Here is a 17,327-nt window from a genome sequence, read left to right as displayed (position 1 = left end):
GGGCCTGTTGGTTTCATGCCACGTCGAAACCTCGTCAAGAAACGGCGTCCAGGCCCTTGTCATGAAGGCGGCTGAGCTGCTCCAATTCAGCCGAGGCCAGGGTGATCCCTTCGCTTTCAGACTTTGCGCGCGCAATGAAACGGCGTTCGGAGGGAAGCCGCGCGCCACCGCCGATGATTGCGTCGAACAGCGCTTCTGCGCGCGCAAACGGGTCACCCGGACGGCCCGCCGAAAACGCCTTCGGCGACATGGCGATGATCAGTTCGCCATGCACGGGTGACAGTGTCGTCGTCCCGAGATAATCCAGCACCTCAGGGCTTGTCAGATCACCGATCATGACCCCGGCAAGCAATTCGATCATCGTTCCTATGGCCGAGCCCTTATGGCCGCCGAAGGGCAGCATTGCGCCGGCGAGAGCTTCATCAGGATCGGTGGTCGGGGCGCCGTGCGCATCGATTGCCCAGCCTTCAGGCAGCTGCTTGCCGGCGCGGCGATGAAGTTCAATTTCACCTCGGGCCACCATGGATGTCGCGAAGTCGAAAACGTAGGGCGGCTTGTCCCCTCGCGGCCAGCCGAAGGCGAACGGGTTGGTCCCCAGCAGTGGCTTGCTGCCGCCTGCCGGAGCAACCGCGGCATAGCTCGGGCACATGACAATCGCCGCTAGGCCTTGTCCGGTCAGGGCCTCCACCTCAGACCAGAGCGCGGAAAAGTGGACGACATCATTGACAACCAACGCCGCTATTCCCGACGCGTGCGCCGATTGAGCAAGCAGCGGCACGCCAAGCTCGAAGGCGGGATTTGCAAACCCGCCATTCCCCTGAACCGTCACGATACCGGAACTTGCCTGCGGGGCTATCGCCGGAATGGCATCGGGCTTGGCTTTTCCCGCTTTCACCGTGCGCAAGGCGCCCTCGATGCGGTAGATGCCGTGAGATTTGCAGCCGTCGCGCTCGCCAGCCACAATGACATTCGTCAATGCAACTGCCTGCACCGCATTCAACCCGGCCCGCCGAAAGATTGCTTCAACCAACTCGTGCAGTTGGCTGATCGACATGGTGGCTGTCTCAGTCATTTTTTCTCCATCTCAGCCTGGCCAAACAGGCAGGCAGGCATCGCCATGTTGCATACATATTGTATTCAATCCATCGGCAAGTTCAGTTTGTAACGGCCGAAAGCACGGGTCTTCACTCGGCAGGAAACATTTTGTCGCTGGGCGATCCATGCTCCGTCGACGCGAAGGATCCGCGGCAGAACGGCTCCATGGTCTCGGACACTGGAGTGTTACCCCTACCTTTCAATGGCCTGCGCCACGCTTTCGATCGGTGACACTCGATCCAGTTTGCGGGGAAGCTGTCCGTTCTGCGCAGCGAAATGCCGGCGGCGGCGTCAAGGCAACCCACCATTAACGTTCGAAGTTCAGATAGTCTTACGGGCTGGTCGGTGCTGTGCGCTTGATCAACGACGGCAAAAGCCGGCCTGCTTAATTCCGCCCGAATGAATTGTGGCGGTGTTGGAAAATATCTAGGGGACGATGCGGTCCTGCGAACTGGCCATGATGGTTCTTCACCCAACAGGAGCCTTCCCATGCCTCGCATCCAGCCAACCAGACCGCAGATGGAGATTTTGGTCTGGATCTCGATCTTCCTGCTTCTCTTCTGCCTATCCTGGCGGTTGCATTGGCATGAAGGATTGGATGGGTTTGTCGAGCGGCATCATGGCTATCCCCTCGACCACGCGCTCCTCGCAATCAGCATCTCCGGGTTTCTGGGACTGATCTATTCCGCGTTGCGGATCCGGGATCTTTCGCTTGAGGTCAGCCGCAGGCTGCAGGCCGAAAAGAACGTTGACTGGATTGCCTGTCATGACACGCTGACCGAGCTGCCCAATCGCAGATTTCTGGATTCCGTGTGCGCGCAGGCGATGATCGATCAAAGGTCAGAGGAAACCTATGCCGTGTTCAGCATCGATCTCGACGGCTTCAAGAAGGTCAATGACCTGCTGGGGCGCGATCACGGTGATGTGGTGCTGAAGGCTGTTGCTCAGCGGCTCTCCGCCCTCTTTCCGCGTGAGCACGTTTTCCGCCTTGGGGCAGACGAGTTTGTCGTTCTGGCGCGGCGGATGGGAAATCCCGATCCTGCCGCTTTGGGCAGCCGCATCGTCAGCGTGATCGGCAAGTCTTTCACATTCAATAGTGTCGTCGTTGATCTCGGCGCCAGCGTCGGCTTGGCGCTTTATCCGGAGAACGGCGACGACCTCGGTCAAGTCGTTCGACATTCCGACTGTGCGATGTCTGTGGCGAAAAAGCAGGGGCGCGATTTGGTGATGCCCTTCGTGCCGTCGATGCAGGAGGAGTTGGCAAAACGGATTCGCATGGAAGGGGATCTGCGAGCAGCCATCCGGAAGGCTGATATCGTTCCCTATTACCAACCGCTCGTGGACCTGAAGGCGAACAAGATTATCGGCTTCGAGGCGCTGGCGCGCTGGAAAACGACCTCCGGCGAATTCATCCCGCCGAGCGAATTCATTCCCGTGGCAGAGCAAGCCGGCCTGATCGTCGAATTGACGGATCAGTTGCTTCGCTGCGCCTGCACCGATGCGCTTTCCTGGCCAAATGATCTCGTCCTGTCGTTCAACCTTTCTCCGATCCAACTGAGCGACCCGTTGCTGGGCCTGCGAATTCTCAAGATATTGGGCGATGTCGGTCTTCCCCCGTACAGGGTCGAGCTTGAGGTAACGGAGAGCGCCATCATCCAGGACGCCGTCACGGCACGGATCGTCCTCGACGATCTGGTGAATGCGGGGGTGAGGATTGCTCTCGACGACTTTGGAACAGGCTATTCCAGCCTCTCCCAACTGTCGAACTACCGGTTCGACAAGATCAAGATCGACAGGAGTTTCGTCGCCTCGTTCGAGAGCAATGACAAGCAGGACAAGGTGATCAAGGCCATTATCGCTCTCGGCGCCGGACTTGGCGTGACGATAACGGCCGAAGGCATCGAAGAGGAGAGCCAGCGTCAGCGGCTTCAGGACCTCGGTTGCGACATCGGCCAGGGATATCTGCTTGGCAGACCTGTGCCGATCGAGGAGATCACCGCAGGTCACGTCAACACCAGGATTTTGCAACGCGGTTGATGGGACGATCCGCCCGGAACGTCAGGTGCGGGGCAGCGGGCGAGCCCCGGAACGCCGACCGAATCCACCTCGCGAAATCTATCCTGATACCGAACTGCCTCGTCACCTTCAGTCCGAACTCGACAATAAAAGGCGTTTTCTCCAAAGGTGGTTGTTCGCCCCTGCAAGCCACCCTGTCAGTTCGTGGATCGCGGTACCCGCAAATCTCGTGAACCGATTTTCGATTTAAAGGATCAGCGAGTTGGTCATGAGCGGCTTGGAGCCGAATGACGCGCAGGTAGCTATAGTGCAAGGAATGCCCCGGATGGCCCGTTACCTATCCCGTTTACGCAAACGCTGTCCCAATGACGCTCGATAGTTGGCGGCGGGTTCGATCATCCAATTTCATCGGTCCTGAGACATGGGCAATTTGTATATAAATACCAACCGTAAGGACCCACCGAATGATTTGGTGAAAGGAGGGCATGATGCCAAACGACCAGGCGCTGGAGCTGTGGGTTATTCAGCGAGCGCAGGAAATTCTCAAGCGTGAGGGATTAATTCTGGTAAACGCCGCCCAGTGGCTCGACAAAAAAGGTACCGTGCGCGGCGGCCATGCGTTGCGTGAGGCAATCGAGACCTCTCTTCGTGAAGCTCTTCGGTTTAAGCGGCCAGAAACGAGCGCGATCAACTGACCGAGCAAAGGCTTGAGCGGCCATGATGGCCGCGCCGGCTCATGCCGCGGTGAAGAGAGCCGGTGGCGCGGAATAGAATGTCAGTATCCGCGCACCGCTTTCATTTGGATCTATCTGGTTTTCGGCAAGTGCGGCTTCCTCGTCGCTGGAGTCGCTCAGCACTTCCTGACCACCCCGAAGCAGGACAGCAACTGGTCCGGCAGGCAAGACGGTCGGACATGTCTAGCTTTCGAGGGGCACGGTGGTCCGCTTCGATATGCAGGACCCCGCCGGAAAATTGTTTCGCGCTTCAAGCGCCCTGCCCTGAACGTCAAATATCGCCGGCCGACGGCCCCCAGACGTCCGTGAGCGCGAAGCCCAAGGGATGCGGGTCGAAGGGGTCGAGGGCCACCTGGGTCAGGCCGAAGGTGAAGCCGCGGCCGGTGATGGTCGGGATCACCGCCGGGCGGCCGGCCACCTCGGTTACCGCCTGCAGCCCGACTTCGAATTGCGAACCGATGATCGATTTCGAGGTGAAGACATCGCCGACCTTGGCCTTGCCGCGGGCATGGAGCGTGGCGAGATTGGCGGAATTGCCGGTGCCGCAGGGCGAGCGGTCGGCCCGGCCCGGCCACATGGTGGTGCAGGTGCGCACCGTGCCGTCGGCCTCGGTGTCGCGGAACATCACATAGGCGACGCCAGAGATTGCCGGGATTTCGGGATGGACGACCTTGATATCGCGGTTGATCAGTTCTTTCAGGATCATGCCGGCCTGGACCAGCCCGGAGGCATTGGCCTTCTCGATCTTCAGACCGATCTGATCGACATCGACGAGCGCATAGAAGATGCCGCCATAGCAGAGATCGGCTTTGATCCTTCCCCAATGAGGCGTGTCGATTGCGACATCGAGCTCATGCACGAAGGAGGGCACCATGGTCAGCCGGACCTTCTCGCAGCGCCCGTCGCGGCAGGTTGCCGTCGCCTTGACGAGGCCTGCCGCAGTTTCGAGCGTGACTGTCGTCTCCGGCTCCTGCATCTCGACGATGCCGGATTCGAGCAGCGCCGTCGTCACGCAGATCGAGTTCGAGCCGGAACTGGCATGCGCCTGGTCGGGTTGGAGGATGATGAAGGCGGCATCCGCCTCCGGGTGGCGCGCCGGCAGCAGCAGGTTGACCGAGCCGATCGGGGCGCCGCGCGGCTCCAGGCAGAGAAAGCGGCGCAGCTCGTCGCCCTTCGGATCGGTGTTCAGCCAATGCAGCTGGGCGGCGATGGTTTCGCCGGGGATCTTCGGCACGCCGCCGATTGCGACGCGACCGATCTCGCCTTCGGCATGAACGTCCAGCAGCTGGATCGTGCGCTTCCATCTCATATTGAAAACTCCAGTTCAGACGTAACTGTCGAAGGTTCGATGCTTTAGTATCGGTCTATGCGGAACGGGGTCATGTCGACCGGCGGTTCGATGCCGGTCATCATATCGCCGATCAGCCGGGCTGTCGTTGCCGCATAGGTCAGGCCGAGATGGCCGTGGCCGGTCGCATAGAAGACCCCCGGCAGTTTCGACGACGGCGAAATGATCGGGATCGTGTCGGGCAGCGCCGGGCGATGGCCCATCCATTCCGTCGTCTCCTCGACCTTCAGGCCGGGCAGCGCCCGCTGGGCATGGCGCACCAGCACCCGCGGACGGCGGAAATCGGGGGCGGCATCGAGACCGGCGAGTTCGACATTGCCGCCGACACGGATGCCGCCGGCCGTCGGCGTCACCATGAAGGCGCGATGCGGCCAGATCACCGAATAGCGCATGGCGATGCCGGGCTTCATGATCTGGGTGTGATAACCGCGCTCGGTCTCGAGCGGGATCGGCTCGCCGAGCTTTGCGGCGAGGAAGCGGGTGTGGACGCCGGCGGCGAACACCACCGAATCCGCCTCGATGCGGCTGTTATCTTCGAGGAGAACGACGGCGGTGCCATTGCCCCTGCGCTCGATATTCCTGACCGCGCCGGAGACGAAAATCGTGCCGGCAGCTCTCGCCGCGTCGAAGAGTTTCACCACCAGTCTGTAAGGATCGCGGATCGACTTGTTGTCGGGCAGTAGCACGGCTTTGGCGATCGAAGGCGAAAGCGCCGGCTCGTAATATTGAATGGCGCCGTTGCTCAACACCTCGAATTCGAGGCCGTAGCGCTGCATCATGGCGAGGTGGCCGCGATCGGCGGCAAATTCCGCCTCGGTCTCGTAGATCGCCAGGCAGCCCTCCTCGGTCATCATCTCAGAGGCACCGATCGCCTCGAGCATCTGCCTGAAATCGGCGAGCGCGCGGAGCGACAGGCTCATGCCGGCATCCTCGATCTGCCGCAGACGCGACGGCCGGCCGGCGGCGAGGAAACGCAGGAACCAGGGCAGCATCCTGGCCGCATAGGAGGGCCGCAGCCAGACCGGGCCTTCCGGATCGAGCAGCCAGCCGGGCATTTTCTTCCAGGTCGAAGGGCCGGAACCGGCGACAAAATCGAGCGCGATGCTTGCCATGTTGCCGAATGACGTGCCGCGTCCCGGCTCAGCCTTGTCGACCAGCGTCACTTCAAGGCCACGCCGCTGCAGCTCGAAGGCGATCGAGGCGCCGATCACGCCTGCGCCAACGACAACCACCCTCTTCTTCGTCTCATCCGCCATGCGATCAACCCCACCCAGACGGCAGACAGAATTGCCGTTCGCCAACCTGATATATCAGATCGCTGGTCATGCCTAGAGATTTCCGTTTTCTCCGAAGCACGGAAATTCTCTATCTCTTTGTTTTCGCAATTCCGAAACGCAAAACCGCCATGCGCTTTTGCTGGAATTGCTTTGTGGAATTTTTACTGGCTTTCCGGCAGGCCGGCGCCGACGCTGTCGCCGACCGAACCGACGGTATTGTCCATCGACTGGCCGAGACGCTTCAGCTGGGCGTCGTAGTTGCGCCGGGTGCGCGGATCGAAGATGGCGATCGGCGTGCTGACGGCGACGCTGACGGCGCTTCCGGCCGTCTGGGCAGCGCCCATCGCCACCGCGCCGACGGCTTCGCCAAGGCCGACATTGGAATCGGTGATGGTCTGGCCGGCGATCAACCGGTCGCCGATCAGCTTCACCACTTCCGGACTTTCGGCGAATTTGCCGTGGTTCAGCCGGTCGCCGCCCTTGAGCTTGGTGAGGTCGAGCACGGTGATGCCGGCGGCCTCGAGTTTGCTGCGGTAGGGCTCGACGGAGGGATCGATCTGGCCGAGCCGATCGACATTGCCGGAGATGCGCCGCGACAGCGCGAGCGCCCGGTCGTCCCTGGAGACGAAGATGGTGAAGTGCGGCCGGTCCTTGCCGAGGCTTGCGAACTGGCGGCCGAAGACGTCGACATCGAGATCCGGCGAGGCGAGGATGACATTGTTGATCTTGGACGCGACATGACCATTGCGGATCGCCATCTGCCTGAGCGCTTCGACGGTCAGCCAGGTGCCCATCGAATGGGCCATGATGGTGACGTCGCTGACGGCGGGATTGGCGGCGGTGCGGGTCAGCAGCTCTTCCAGCGCGTCGCGGGAATAGTTGGTGCTTTCCTTGTCGTAATTGTAATCGAAGATGCTGGCGCGCGAGGGCCAGGTGAAGACGACGGGGGCAACGTCGGCATGCGAATCATGGACGATCTGGGCGAAGCGGTAGACAGCGTCCTCATAACGATTGTTGAAGCCGTGCACGAAGACCAGCACCCGGCGGCTCTTAGGCATATGGCCTTTCAGCCAGGTCTCGCCGGCCCGCTCGCCTTCGAGCGGATCGACCGACACGGTGACGAAATCGCGTAAGGGGTCGGCCGGCAGCCGCCTCGGCCATTGCACCTGGCCGACCTTGCGATTGGCTTCCGGCGGGATCGAGACATCGACGGCGTTGACGGTGAGCCCGGTGCCACGTTCGCCTGAGAAAAGCACGGCGGGATTGTCGTCGGCAGCGCGTGTCGTCGCCACGAGAAGATCGACTTTCGAGGTGCCCGGCGGAACGCTGCCGGCCGCCTGCATGACACCGACCGGCCTGCCGCCGCAGCCGGCGAGCGCAAACGCCACAAGCACAAGACCTGTCATAGCCGCCCGCGGGCCGCGCCATTTGCCGATCATGACTAAACTCCAACCGGTGCACGCACCGGCAGGCGGCGCCCGTTCAAATAGGCCGACGGTGCTTGCCGAGTCAAATTGCGCGCGATTGAGATCTGGGATGGAAAAAGAAAAAAGCCCGACGCGGGAGGAGGTGCGTCGGGCTCTTGATCCTGACTGACAACTGGGAGGAGGAGTGTTGTCAGTCCGATGTAAGAGCGCTGGGAGGAGGAGTGCGCTGCTTACGGAGATACATGTACCGCGTTCATGCGAGCAGGAACAGCGAAAATACCGCAATGCAGCAATGCACTGGATGCAAGGCTTGCCCTGAAATTAACAGGCCACCGCCTCATTTTGCAGCATGTTTGACCAGATGGTCAAAATTGTGCGGAAAATTTAGGCCTGACGGATCGCCGATGGCTCGCCCCTCATCCGCCTGCCGGCACCTTCTCCCCGCGCGCGGGGCGAAGGGGGCAAGCCGCAAGCTCTCCGTTCCCCACAAACCTCTCGCAGGGCACGTCCCCTCTCCCCGTAAAACGGGGATAGGGTTAGGTGAAGGGCAGCCACCTGCGCCGCCAGTCAGCTTCCTTCACGCCGCCTTAAACGCCTTCCGGCCCTCGGCATCGAGCGCCGAGAATTCCTCGTCCGACAGGGTGATATCGACGGCGGCGACGTTTTCTTCGAGATGCTTGACCTTGGAGGTGCCGGGGATCGGCAGCATGATCGGGCTGCGCTTCAGCACCCAGGCGAGCGCGATCTGGCTCGGCGCGGCATTGTGCTTTTGGCAATCGTGTCGAGCAGCGAGCCTGATTTGGCGAGATCGCCGGCAGCAAGCGGGTACCAGGGGATGAAGCCGATATTGTGCTTGGTGCAATAATCGAGCACGTCCTCGCTGGTGCGATCGACGAGATTGTAGCGGTTCTGGACGGTCGCCACCTTGAAGTGTTTCGAGGCCGCTTCGATGTCGGCGACGGAGACTTCGCTTAAGCCGGCATGGCGGATGAGGCCGGCATCGAGCAGCGATTTGATCGCATCGAATTGTTCCTTGGCCGGCACCTTCGGATCGATGCGGTGAAGCTGCCAGAGATCGATCTGCTCGAGCCCGAGATTGCGCAGGCTCTTATGCGCCTGCTGGATCAGATATTCCGGGCGGCCCACCGGCAGCCAGAGATTGGGGCCGTGACGGGTCAGGCCGCCCTTGGTGGCGACGACGGACTTGGCGCCATAGGGATGCAGCGCTTCCTTGATCAGCCATTCGGAAATATCGGGACCGTAGGAATCGGCGGTATCAATGAAGTTGACGCCGAGTTCGGGCAGGCGCTTCAGCGTGCGGATGGATTCGGCATGATCGGCGGGCTCGCCCCAGATGCCGTCACCGGTAACGCGCATGGCGCCGAAACCGAGACGGTTGATCTCGATATCGCCGCCGATCTTGAAGCTGCCTGACTTGGCTGCGTTATGACTGGACATGGTCTTTCCTCTCTTGATCAATAGGTTCAAAGCCGGAGAAACTGATCGCCTGAAACTGGGTCGCCGTTGGCAGGCGCTAAATTCGGTGTGGGATACTCAAAAATCTGTTCGTGGGCGGAAGCATTGCCGCGCGCCTTGACAGGAGATGGGCCGGAGGGTTGCCAGATGCAATGAGCCGGCGCTTGCTGCCGTTATAAAAAGATGCGCGGCACGCCGTATGCGCGCGGCCATATCGCGGCGCCAGGCAATTTGCCGCCGGCGAAGCCGGCTTTCAAAACCTGTTCTTTGCCTCGTTGCCGAATTCCGCCAGGATTTTCCAGAGCCCGGCGAAGATCTCATGGGCGAAATCGTGCAGCGAGGCGCCAGGCTCGCGTTGCTGCCAGAGTTCGCCGCCGACGCGCAGCGCACCGATGACGACCGCTGCAAGCACGCGCATGCGCGACCGCTCGCCCGGATCGTTTCCCTTGCGCAGAAGCAGCGCCTCGGCGAGCTTCTGTTCGAGCCTGGCATATTTCACCTGGTCGCGGGCCTTCAGCGCCGGCGTGCGACGGATGAGTTCGCTGAGCGCCAGGCCGCGCTCGTCGACAGAGGCGATGACGGTGGCGGTGATCGCCGCCTCGACCACAGCCACCGAGGGTTCCTCCGCCGGCCTTGCGGCGATCTCGGCCATCAGCCGATCGGCGAAGCCATCCTGCCAGGCGAAAACCACCTCTTCCTTGGAGGGGAAATAGTCGAAGAAACTGCGCTTGGAGACATCGGCCGCCTCGGTGATGTCCTCGATGGTCGTGGCCTCGAAACCGCGCTGGAGAAAGAGGCTCATCGCCGCCTGCTCGATGCGCTCGCGGGTCTGCCGCCGCTTGCGTTGCCGCCTGCCTTCCGTCGCTGCCGTCCGCTTGCTGTCAGCCATTCCTGCCCGGCATCATCGTTCAGCCGCCGGCCTCGTTGGAAAAGGCGGCGACATCGTCGAGTTCGGCTTCGCTCTCACGATAGCTGAAGCGGTCGCGCGACAGCTCCAGCGGCTTGCGGCGGGAAATCCGGTAGACCGAGGCCGGCGGCAGGTTGCGCACCGTGCCGCCGATGCGCACAGCCTTCAGGCCGAGACGGTCGAGGATTGGCCGCGGCACCGGGCAGCGTGGACCATAGGTAAATTGGTAGACCGCCCCACCCGGCCGCATATAGGCGAAAGCGCCGGCCAGGATCGAGGCGATCTTGCGCGGCGACATGGACAGAAGCGGCAGGCCGCTGATAACGGCGCCAACCGGTTCGCCTTCGAAAATATCGGCATGGGCGAGATGGGCCGCATCCATCTGCAACACGCGCGCCGTCGGGAACCGCGCCTGCAGCGAAGTGATGAACTCCGGACCGTATTCGATCAGGGTCAGGTCCGCTTCGCTGACGCCGCGCGCCAGCAGCGCCCGGGTGAAAACGCCGGTGCCGGGGCCGAGCTCGATGATCGGCCCGTCGAGTGCGGCAATTTCACTGGTCATGATCCTGGCAAGCGAATCGCCCGACGGCGCGATGGCCGCGACCCGAAGCGGATTGCTAATCCAGGAGCGGAAAAAATGCAGGAAATCGGCGCATGCAGCCTTTGCGGTCATGACTATCCCACCTGTCTGAAATTCAATTGATTATGCAAAGCGACCATCGCGGCGAGCATGGCAATTCCAAGGCAGAACCGGCAATCTCCTGCCTGAACAGGCGATTGCCTCGACTTTTCCTGTCGAAACACAGTGTAATTTTGTATTTACTGCATTTTTGCAGCTGATGCAAATCTCATGAAGAATGATTGCGCAGGGACAGGCCAGTCCGGCTGACCGCTGCCCTCAACGCAAGAGGCGGCCCAACGGCCGCCTCCAGATTGCCGACAGAGTCGGCCCACATCTACGTCCGCGAACGGTCGTGCGCTGCGTCAATAATTGCAGCTGGAGCTGCTCGTCGGGTTGAAGCCGAGCTTGCAATCCATGTTGAGGGGCTTTTTCGGGTTCGCCATATAGTGGGTCAAGCCCATTCTTTCCCCGCGCTCGCCGATCGAACCGGTCGTGCGCCTGTCATGTTCAAGCCTGGTTTGCTGCTGGGTAACCGGACGGGTGGCTGTACCCTGCTCTGTCGCGCTCGACTGGAGGGGAGCTGCCGCGGCTGAAAAGGCCGAGAGGCCGAGGATTGCACCGAGGGCGGCGGCTATCAGGCCGGTCTTGAAAGTCGTTGTCATAATCGTCTCCTTGGGAGGATTCAGCGAATTTACGCCCCGGAGTTAGGAAAACGATCTGTCACAATCTACGGTGCCAAAGCCGAGGTCACGGATATGTGAGCGGCCCCATGATCGAGAAAAAGGCGGCTCATCGCCGCCTCTTTCATTTGCCGGCTCAATAGCCGTTATCGCAGGGCATACTGCCGGGACCGATCGATCCTGAGAACGTAGGGTTGCACATTTCCGGGGCTGCAGGTCGGTTCACCGGCTGGCGGACGATCGAGCCCGTGGTGCCGGCCTCGACGCCGAAGGCGGCAAGTGGATACCAGTAGCCATCGGAATGACGGCGGGTGCCGGGCCGCTCGCTGCGAAAGCCTTGATAGCCATGCCAGGATCCGGCATGTGGTTTATATTGCACCATTTTTACGGCTTGGACATCGGGCGGCCGAACCGCCTGGATGGGGGCTGCCTGCGCTGGGGCAATCGACGCGAGGGCGAGAAAGGCACTGAGCGCGACGGTGGAAGGGGCAAGTCTGAGCATCTTCATGATAAACCCTCCTTAGTGGATTTACCTGATGACAATGCCTTTCCCACCCGCCGAGTTCCGGGCTCGCATGCAACTTCCTAAACTCGTGATTGCAGGCGATCCGGCGTGACCAAAACGCCAAAAAACGTGAAAAGCTGCGATCGGCAGCAGCGCTCAAACGGCGCAGGGCGGAATTGCGAATTCTCTGTTCTCAATTCGCGTATAATGTCCGGTAGCCTTGACCGGAGAGGCAGGCGACATATTGCCGGTGGGCCGCAGCCCGCGCTATCGTCTCCGCCTCCAGTTCATCGGCTTGCGCATAACCGGTCAGCTGGGCGCGCAGCTGATACTGGCTCCTCGCCTCACGATACATGGCGTTGCCGTCGGTCATGCAGATGCCGTGTGCAACAGGCGGCGGATTGACCGGCACGCCGACCGCCAGGAGCACCGGATCATTGGCATGGTCGATGCAGCCGGCAAGCGCCGTCACCATCGCCAGGGCAGCCAGAGCCCGAAAAATTCCCACCGTCATGCATTCCTCCGGCCTAACCGCCTCTGAGATCATCAGATCTGCGCTTACATCAGCAAGGTTGCGCGAAACTAATGCTTGTGGCCCGGAAGGGCGCCGCGGTACCAGAAGTTTAAATATTGCTTAAATATTATATTAATGCATGCTTATGGGCGTAGACACTAATCTCTCCGGGGGAGAAGGATTATGGCTTCGCCGTGGGTGAACGACGCGCTGTCGCACGCGCGATCTGCATTTTCCAGCAAGATAAACGCAGATATCCTTGAGGTCGGGGGCGGCTCTCGCACCCATATCCCCTTGGAGGGTGCCCGATATACGGTCCTGGACATCTCGAAGGAGCAGCTCGAGAAGAACCGCGACGCTTCTGACCGGATCCTCGGCGATGCGCAAACCGTCGACTACGGAGATCGTCACTTCGACGCCTGTGTCTTCTGGGACGTTCTCGAGCATTTGGAAAGCCCGCGCTCCGCCTTGTTGAGAGCCCATGACACCCTGTCTCCCGGTGGCCTGGTGTTCGTCAAGGGTCCGATCCTGAGTTCGGCCAAAGGGATTTTCACCGACCTGACGCCCTGGTGGAGCCACGTCTTGTTCTATCGCTACGTCCTGCGGCAGAAAAACGCCGGAAAGCCGGGCTATGCCCCCTTTCGCGTCGAGCACGCCGCAGAAGCATCGCATTCCGAGATTGCCGGGACACTGAAGGAGCTCGGCATGGATATCGTCTTCGTCGGCGAGTATGTGTCGACGTAGGTGTTTGCGCTCAAGGACCGAATTCCTCCGCTTTATTGGCTCTATGAGGCTTTCGGCCTTCTGCTTCGCACGGTTTCGGCCGGAAGGATCGGCGGGCGGGAGACGGAGTTTCTGATCGTGGCAAAGTGCCTTCGTTAGGTAATTCCCACCAGACTCTATATAGCACTTCGGAATCCCGAAATTGGTTGGGGCATTGAAATCCTTGAATATTTCCCAAGGGTCACCGCTCACGAAGCGCGGCGGATTTCGGGATTCCGAAGCGGGGGAATTTCGGGATCCCGAAGTGGGATTTTTTTCTTCCTGCCGACGTGCCCGCGTTTGTCGGCGGCAAGTTTGCGGTCGGTCTCGGACCATTTCCGGCAGTTTTCAGCCGTGCACCGCTGCCACTCATCGGTGGGTGGCGCACCTTCATAGTCTCCCACAAAAGTCAGCGTGAACCGGTTGGGATGCGCGACCCCGTTGCCTGCCCGGCCGCGGCGAACTTTGATCAGCCCCTTATATTCCAGCTCATCGAGCGCATCGGCAACATATTCGCCGGTGACGCCGTAGGACACGAATTGGGGATGGGTCACGATAAGCTTGCCGTTTTCCAAGGCAGCGTGCGATGTGTGTTCGATGACGATGCGGAAGAAGGCGCGACAGGCATTGGCGCTCAATGTCGTGAAAGCCGGCGATTCCAGCAGCTGGATCGTCAACCATTGCCAGCGCAGGCTGCCGTCATCCGTCCCGCCGGGCGGAGCGGTATGCTTGCGCACCATCGCCCGCGTCTTTCCGGCGCTGGTTCGGCTCTTGTCACGCGGGTTGAATTCCACCATCAGCCCCTCGCCCTCATTGCCGTCCGCCCCTTCGGCAAGACGCCAACCTTGCGAGGCCGGGAATTCTGCAGGCGACGGCCAAAGCTCGTCGAGGCGATCACCTCGCCGATAGGGAAAAATTTGCTCGACATCCGGCATTCCATGGTTGCATTGCGTGCAACCTAGCGCGGGAACGATCCATGGGCTAGGAAAATATTCTTAGTCCTGATCTTATATCACCGAGGTCTTCCTGCTAAAGTGTTGGCAGGGATGTCAGAGGCTAGGCAGCATGAAATCATCGCACTGGAAAAGAGTGGTCTGGTTTTGCGTCGGCGTCGCGCTCTCCGGTCCGGCATGGTCCGACGACGGCGTCACCATCCCCGGCTATGGGCCGGCGACCGGCGTCGAGCGTGGCTACAGCGTTCAAAAAGCAACCGAAAGCGATATGTCGTTTTGGTTCGACAATTCAGGCGCCTCGGTGACGGCGCGGGGCGTATTTCACCCACGCATGACGGTTTTGTCGCGGGATGAAGCCGGTATGCGGGTTCGTTGGTCGCTCAACGCCGAGCTGCCGGAAGGCACCACGGGCCCTGCCGACAGCTATCAGATGAACCTGCTCTATCGGAACTCCCTGGCAGCCTCTGGCACCAGCACGCTCGAGCTCGAAACGGATTTGAACGGCTTCCCCAGCAATCCAGTCGGCGTCGATCGGATCCTGGCGCATATGCGGGAGATGGCCGCCAATGCGCCGGGTGGAGAGAACGGGGTCAATGGCATCATCGGCAAGATAGAGCAAAACCCGCTGCTGATTGTCACCGCCTTGGTGCCGGAGTCGCAGCTGCTCGCGTCGGGACAATTCTATCAGGACCAGGTCATGCAGATCGGGCAAGCCGCGGTGGGGTCGCGGATCGAGGATTATAATGGCGTCAATGTCGCCGTGACGTCGACCTGGACCCTTGAGTCCACCGACGCGGCCTCCCATACGGCAACTCTTTCCGTCTCGGAAGAATTCGACCCTGCAGCTTTGAGCCAAGCGCAGGAGCCGGCGATGGCAAAGATGATGGCGGCCTTTCCCGAACGGGTAAAGAACCTTACCGCCGATCAGCTGGCTTCCATCAAACGCGCCGGCAAAACCCGAAGCGTCAAATTCGTGGTGTCGCTGGACGATGGCTCGGCGGTCGAAGCCACCGAGATCGTCAGCGTGACCACCGGCGGGTTTGTGTTGCGCACATACACCCACATCCTGCGAGAGGACATGCCGGCACGCTTGCCGCTCCCCGCTGTGCTGACGGCCAAGGTCTTGCAGACGCCCGATCTGCATGTCGAGCCGCTGCCATCTGAAAAGGCCGGGCCGGGCATCCTGGACGAGCTGTCAACCAAGCAGGTGCCGCCGGCAGCGCAAGAAACGGCCGTTGCGACAGGCAGTGACGAAGGCAAGGCGATCGCGCCTGTCTCGCTCGAGGTGAAAAGCGCGGAGGTTGCCAGGTCCCCTGTGTCCTATGACCAAGGCCTGAATATCCTGCTCACTCCGGAAAGCGCCGCCAAATTCCGCGATTTCACGCAAGCCGCATTGGGACGGCAAACGCAGTTGCTGGTCAAAGATACAGTCGTCATGGAACCCTGGATGAGGGAGCCTATCATGGATGGCCGCATTGTGCTGGCGGGAACGGATGGGAAAGATCTGGAGGCAATGGCTGAACAGTTGAGCCTCCCGGGAGCTTCGATCGTCGTTCGGCTGCGCCCGTGAGGGCGCGCCCATCCCATATCGTGGCCCCATATCGTGGCCCCATATCATGGATTAGCCCATCGACAGGCTGCAAGAGCGCCTGTCTCGTCATAGGTCAGCAGCGCCCTTCGATTGTCCTGCTGGCGCAACTCGAACCAGTCCAGCGTCCGGGCGCGAAAGATCAGCAGGCCGAAATGCGGCTTTCCCTCAGCCTCATCCGAAGGTTTCGACAGAGCCGCCGCGTCGACGGCGTCAAAGGCACGCTCGTCCCCGGGCGGACCGCCGGCATAGGTTGTCCGCGTCCAAGGGGACAGCTTGTCCCAGGCGGCCTTGGCCTGATCGCTGCCGGCTGCATGCAGTTCGACCATCCCCTGCAGCCGAAACTGCAACCGCGTCTGCGGGCAGAAGCCAAGGACCGTGGCATGCGGATTTGCCGAAAACTCCCGCCACTTCGGGCTGCGCATATCAGTGTGAAATTCCAGAACCCGCAATGACCCGTCGGCGCGCCGCAGGACCACCATGCGCGCCTGCGGCCTCTGCTCCGCATCGACGGAGCAGAGGTTCAAGAACCGGAAACCCGACTGCGGGTTTGCTGCCGCTGCTTCCAGCTCTCGCCATGCCGAAGCGTCTATATCGGCGAGGTTCAACGGCGACGCTTCATAATCGGTCTCCATGGCGTCAAACGGAGCGGGTAATGCCGCCGTCGACGCGGATATTCTGGCCGGTGATGTAGCCGGCGCCCTCAGACAGCAGGAAGGCAACCGTTGCGGCGATTTCCTCGGCCGTGCCATAGCGGCCCATCGGCACGCTGTCGCGCCGCTCGTCGGTGGCGGGCAGGCTGTCGATCCAGCCGGGCAGGACATTGTTCATGCGAATGTTCTTCGCCGCATAGGTATCGGAAAAGATTTTGGTGAAGCTTGCCAGCCCGGCCCTGGCGAAGGCCGAGGTGGGGAACATCGCCGACGGCTCGAAAGCCCATGCCGTTGAGATGTTGACGATGGCGCCGCCGCCCTGGGCCTCCATGATCGGCGTGACCAGGCGGATCGGCCGCACGGCGCTGAGGAAGTAGACCTCCATGCCCTTGTGCCAGTCCTCATCGGTAATTTCGAGGATCGGCGCGCGCGGCCCATGGCCAGCGGAATTGACCAGCGCGTCGATCCGCCCCCATTTCTCCATCGCCAGATCGACGAGCCGCTTGACATCGTCGTTCACCAGGTTCGAGCCGGTGACGCCGACACCGCCCAATTCTTTGGCGAGCGCCTCGCCCTTGCCCGACGAGGAGAGCACCGCAATGCGATAGCCATCCGCAGCCAGTTTCCTTGCTGCGGCGGCACCCATGCCGGAACCGCCTGCAGTGATGAGAGCGACTTTTTCTTTAGACATCCGAGCCTCCAATCGTTGAATTGCCAAGCAGTATGCCAGAGACAGCGCTGACTTTCGCCTCAGAAAGAAACATGTCAGA

Annotated in this window: 15 protein-coding genes and 2 pseudogenes; 4 read left to right on the top strand and 13 right to left on the bottom strand. The window is 61.0% G+C overall.

Annotated features, from left to right (window positions below):
* Positions 1–34: 34 nt before the first annotated feature.
* Positions 35–1,072 (bottom strand): Ldh family oxidoreductase, encoded by a 1,038-nt coding sequence (locus tag GR197_RS01955; protein WP_164006349.1) that lies wholly within the window; start codon positions 1,070–1,072, stop codon positions 35–37.
* A gap of 512 nt (positions 1,073–1,584) precedes the next feature.
* On the opposite strand from GR197_RS01955, the gene GR197_RS01950 reads away from it, so the two are divergent.
* Together GR197_RS01950 and GR197_RS01945 are read left to right on the top strand one after the other, a co-directional pair.
* A complete protein-coding gene (locus tag GR197_RS01950) occupies positions 1,585–3,132 on the top strand; it encodes a putative bifunctional diguanylate cyclase/phosphodiesterase (protein ID WP_164006348.1) in 1,548 nt (515 codons plus the stop codon).
* Between the two features lie 467 nt (positions 3,133–3,599).
* Complete coding sequence (locus GR197_RS01945; protein WP_164006347.1) at positions 3,600–3,806, top strand: hypothetical protein; 207 nt, start codon at positions 3,600–3,602, stop codon at positions 3,804–3,806.
* Positions 3,807–4,116: 310 nt separating this feature from the next.
* Here the strand turns inward: GR197_RS01945 and GR197_RS01940 are convergent, their stop codons facing one another.
* The 9 genes and pseudogenes from GR197_RS01940 to GR197_RS01900 form a co-directional block, all read right to left on the bottom strand.
* Complete coding sequence (locus tag GR197_RS01940) at positions 4,117–5,154, bottom strand: 4-hydroxyproline epimerase (protein WP_164006346.1); 1,038 nt, start codon at positions 5,152–5,154, stop codon at positions 4,117–4,119.
* A 44-nt stretch (positions 5,155–5,198) separates the two neighbouring features.
* The gene (locus GR197_RS01935) at positions 5,199–6,449 is read right to left on the bottom strand and encodes an NAD(P)/FAD-dependent oxidoreductase (protein WP_164006345.1); all 1,251 of its coding nucleotides are present in this window, start codon (positions 6,447–6,449) and stop codon (positions 5,199–5,201) included.
* 182 nt (positions 6,450–6,631) lie between these two features.
* Positions 6,632–7,909, bottom strand: a complete 1,278-nt coding sequence (locus GR197_RS01930; protein WP_164006344.1) for an alpha/beta hydrolase — start codon at positions 7,907–7,909, stop codon at positions 6,632–6,634.
* Between the two features lie 565 nt (positions 7,910–8,474).
* Positions 8,475–9,274 (bottom strand): annotated as a pseudogene (locus GR197_RS01925) (aldo/keto reductase).
* Positions 9,275–9,626: 352 nt separating this feature from the next.
* The gene (locus GR197_RS01920) at positions 9,627–10,262 is read right to left on the bottom strand and encodes a TetR family transcriptional regulator (RefSeq protein ID WP_164006343.1); all 636 of its coding nucleotides are present in this window, start codon (positions 10,260–10,262) and stop codon (positions 9,627–9,629) included.
* Positions 10,263–10,281: 19 nt separating this feature from the next.
* A complete protein-coding gene (locus GR197_RS01915) occupies positions 10,282–10,953 on the bottom strand; it encodes a class I SAM-dependent methyltransferase (protein ID WP_164006342.1) in 672 nt (223 codons plus the stop codon).
* 311 nt (positions 10,954–11,264) lie between these two features.
* Positions 11,265–11,564 carry a hypothetical protein gene (locus GR197_RS01910; protein ID WP_164006341.1) on the bottom strand — a complete coding sequence of 100 codons (300 nt, stop codon included), beginning with the start codon at positions 11,562–11,564 and terminating at the stop codon, positions 11,265–11,267.
* A 154-nt stretch (positions 11,565–11,718) separates the two neighbouring features.
* Entirely contained in the window at positions 11,719–12,090 is a 372-nt protein-coding gene (locus tag GR197_RS01905) for a cell surface protein (protein WP_164006340.1), read from the bottom strand.
* 190 nt (positions 12,091–12,280) lie between these two features.
* Positions 12,281–12,601, bottom strand: a complete 321-nt coding sequence (locus GR197_RS01900) for a hypothetical protein (RefSeq protein ID WP_164006339.1) — start codon at positions 12,599–12,601, stop codon at positions 12,281–12,283.
* Between the two features lie 183 nt (positions 12,602–12,784).
* On the opposite strand from GR197_RS01900, the pseudogene GR197_RS01895 reads away from it, so the two are divergent.
* Positions 12,785–13,483 (top strand): annotated as a pseudogene (locus tag GR197_RS01895) (class I SAM-dependent methyltransferase).
* Positions 13,484–13,572: 89 nt separating this feature from the next.
* Here GR197_RS01895 and GR197_RS01890 read toward each other — a convergent pair.
* A complete protein-coding gene (locus tag GR197_RS01890; RefSeq protein ID WP_164006581.1) occupies positions 13,573–14,160 on the bottom strand; it encodes a hypothetical protein in 588 nt (195 codons plus the stop codon).
* A 268-nt stretch (positions 14,161–14,428) separates the two neighbouring features.
* Here GR197_RS01890 and GR197_RS01885 point away from each other — a divergent pair, with 268 nt between their 5' ends.
* Positions 14,429–15,886: a hypothetical protein gene (locus tag GR197_RS01885; protein WP_164006338.1), complete on the top strand. Its 1,458-nt coding sequence runs from the start codon at positions 14,429–14,431 to the stop codon at positions 15,884–15,886.
* 44 nt (positions 15,887–15,930) lie between these two features.
* Here the strand turns inward: GR197_RS01885 and GR197_RS01880 are convergent, their stop codons facing one another.
* A complete protein-coding gene (locus tag GR197_RS01880; RefSeq protein WP_204330004.1) occupies positions 15,931–16,539 on the bottom strand; it encodes a pyridoxamine 5'-phosphate oxidase family protein in 609 nt (202 codons plus the stop codon).
* Positions 16,540–16,543: 4 nt separating this feature from the next.
* Entirely contained in the window at positions 16,544–17,248 is a 705-nt protein-coding gene (locus tag GR197_RS01875; protein ID WP_164006337.1) for an SDR family oxidoreductase, read from the bottom strand.
* Positions 17,249–17,327: the final 79 nt, after the last annotated feature.

The sequence above is a fragment of the Rhizobium phaseoli genome (genome assembly GCF_010668805.1).
Taxonomy (GTDB): domain Bacteria; phylum Pseudomonadota; class Alphaproteobacteria; order Rhizobiales; family Rhizobiaceae; genus Rhizobium; species Rhizobium phaseoli_A.
Note: the sequence above shows the minus strand (reverse complement) of the source record. Positions and strands in the feature narration are given on the sequence as shown.

Coding starts and splice junctions, on each gene's coding strand:
- GR197_RS01955 (WP_164006349.1), bottom strand. CDS start 1,072: ATGACTGAGACAGCCACCATGTCGATCAGCCAACTGCACGAGTTGGTT.
- GR197_RS01950 (WP_164006348.1), top strand. CDS start 1,585: ATGCCTCGCATCCAGCCAACCAGACCGCAGATGGAGATTTTGGTCTGG.
- GR197_RS01945 (WP_164006347.1), top strand. CDS start 3,600: ATGCCAAACGACCAGGCGCTGGAGCTGTGGGTTATTCAGCGAGCGCAG.
- GR197_RS01940 (WP_164006346.1), bottom strand. CDS start 5,154: ATGAGATGGAAGCGCACGATCCAGCTGCTGGACGTTCATGCCGAAGGC.
- GR197_RS01935 (WP_164006345.1), bottom strand. CDS start 6,449: ATGGCGGATGAGACGAAGAAGAGGGTGGTTGTCGTTGGCGCAGGCGTG.
- GR197_RS01930 (WP_164006344.1), bottom strand. CDS start 7,909: ATGATCGGCAAATGGCGCGGCCCGCGGGCGGCTATGACAGGTCTTGTG.
- GR197_RS01920 (WP_164006343.1), bottom strand. CDS start 10,262: ATGGCTGACAGCAAGCGGACGGCAGCGACGGAAGGCAGGCGGCAACGC.
- GR197_RS01915 (WP_164006342.1), bottom strand. CDS start 10,953: ATGACCGCAAAGGCTGCATGCGCCGATTTCCTGCATTTTTTCCGCTCC.
- GR197_RS01910 (WP_164006341.1), bottom strand. CDS start 11,564: ATGACAACGACTTTCAAGACCGGCCTGATAGCCGCCGCCCTCGGTGCA.
- GR197_RS01905 (WP_164006340.1), bottom strand. CDS start 12,090: ATGAAGATGCTCAGACTTGCCCCTTCCACCGTCGCGCTCAGTGCCTTT.
- GR197_RS01900 (WP_164006339.1), bottom strand. CDS start 12,601: ATGACGGTGGGAATTTTTCGGGCTCTGGCTGCCCTGGCGATGGTGACG.
- GR197_RS01890 (WP_164006581.1), bottom strand. CDS start 14,160: ATGGTGGAATTCAACCCGCGTGACAAGAGCCGAACCAGCGCCGGAAAG.
- GR197_RS01885 (WP_164006338.1), top strand. CDS start 14,429: ATGAAATCATCGCACTGGAAAAGAGTGGTCTGGTTTTGCGTCGGCGTC.
- GR197_RS01880 (WP_204330004.1), bottom strand. CDS start 16,539: ATGGAGACCGATTATGAAGCGTCGCCGTTGAACCTCGCCGATATAGAC.
- GR197_RS01875 (WP_164006337.1), bottom strand. CDS start 17,248: ATGTCTAAAGAAAAAGTCGCTCTCATCACTGCAGGCGGTTCCGGCATG.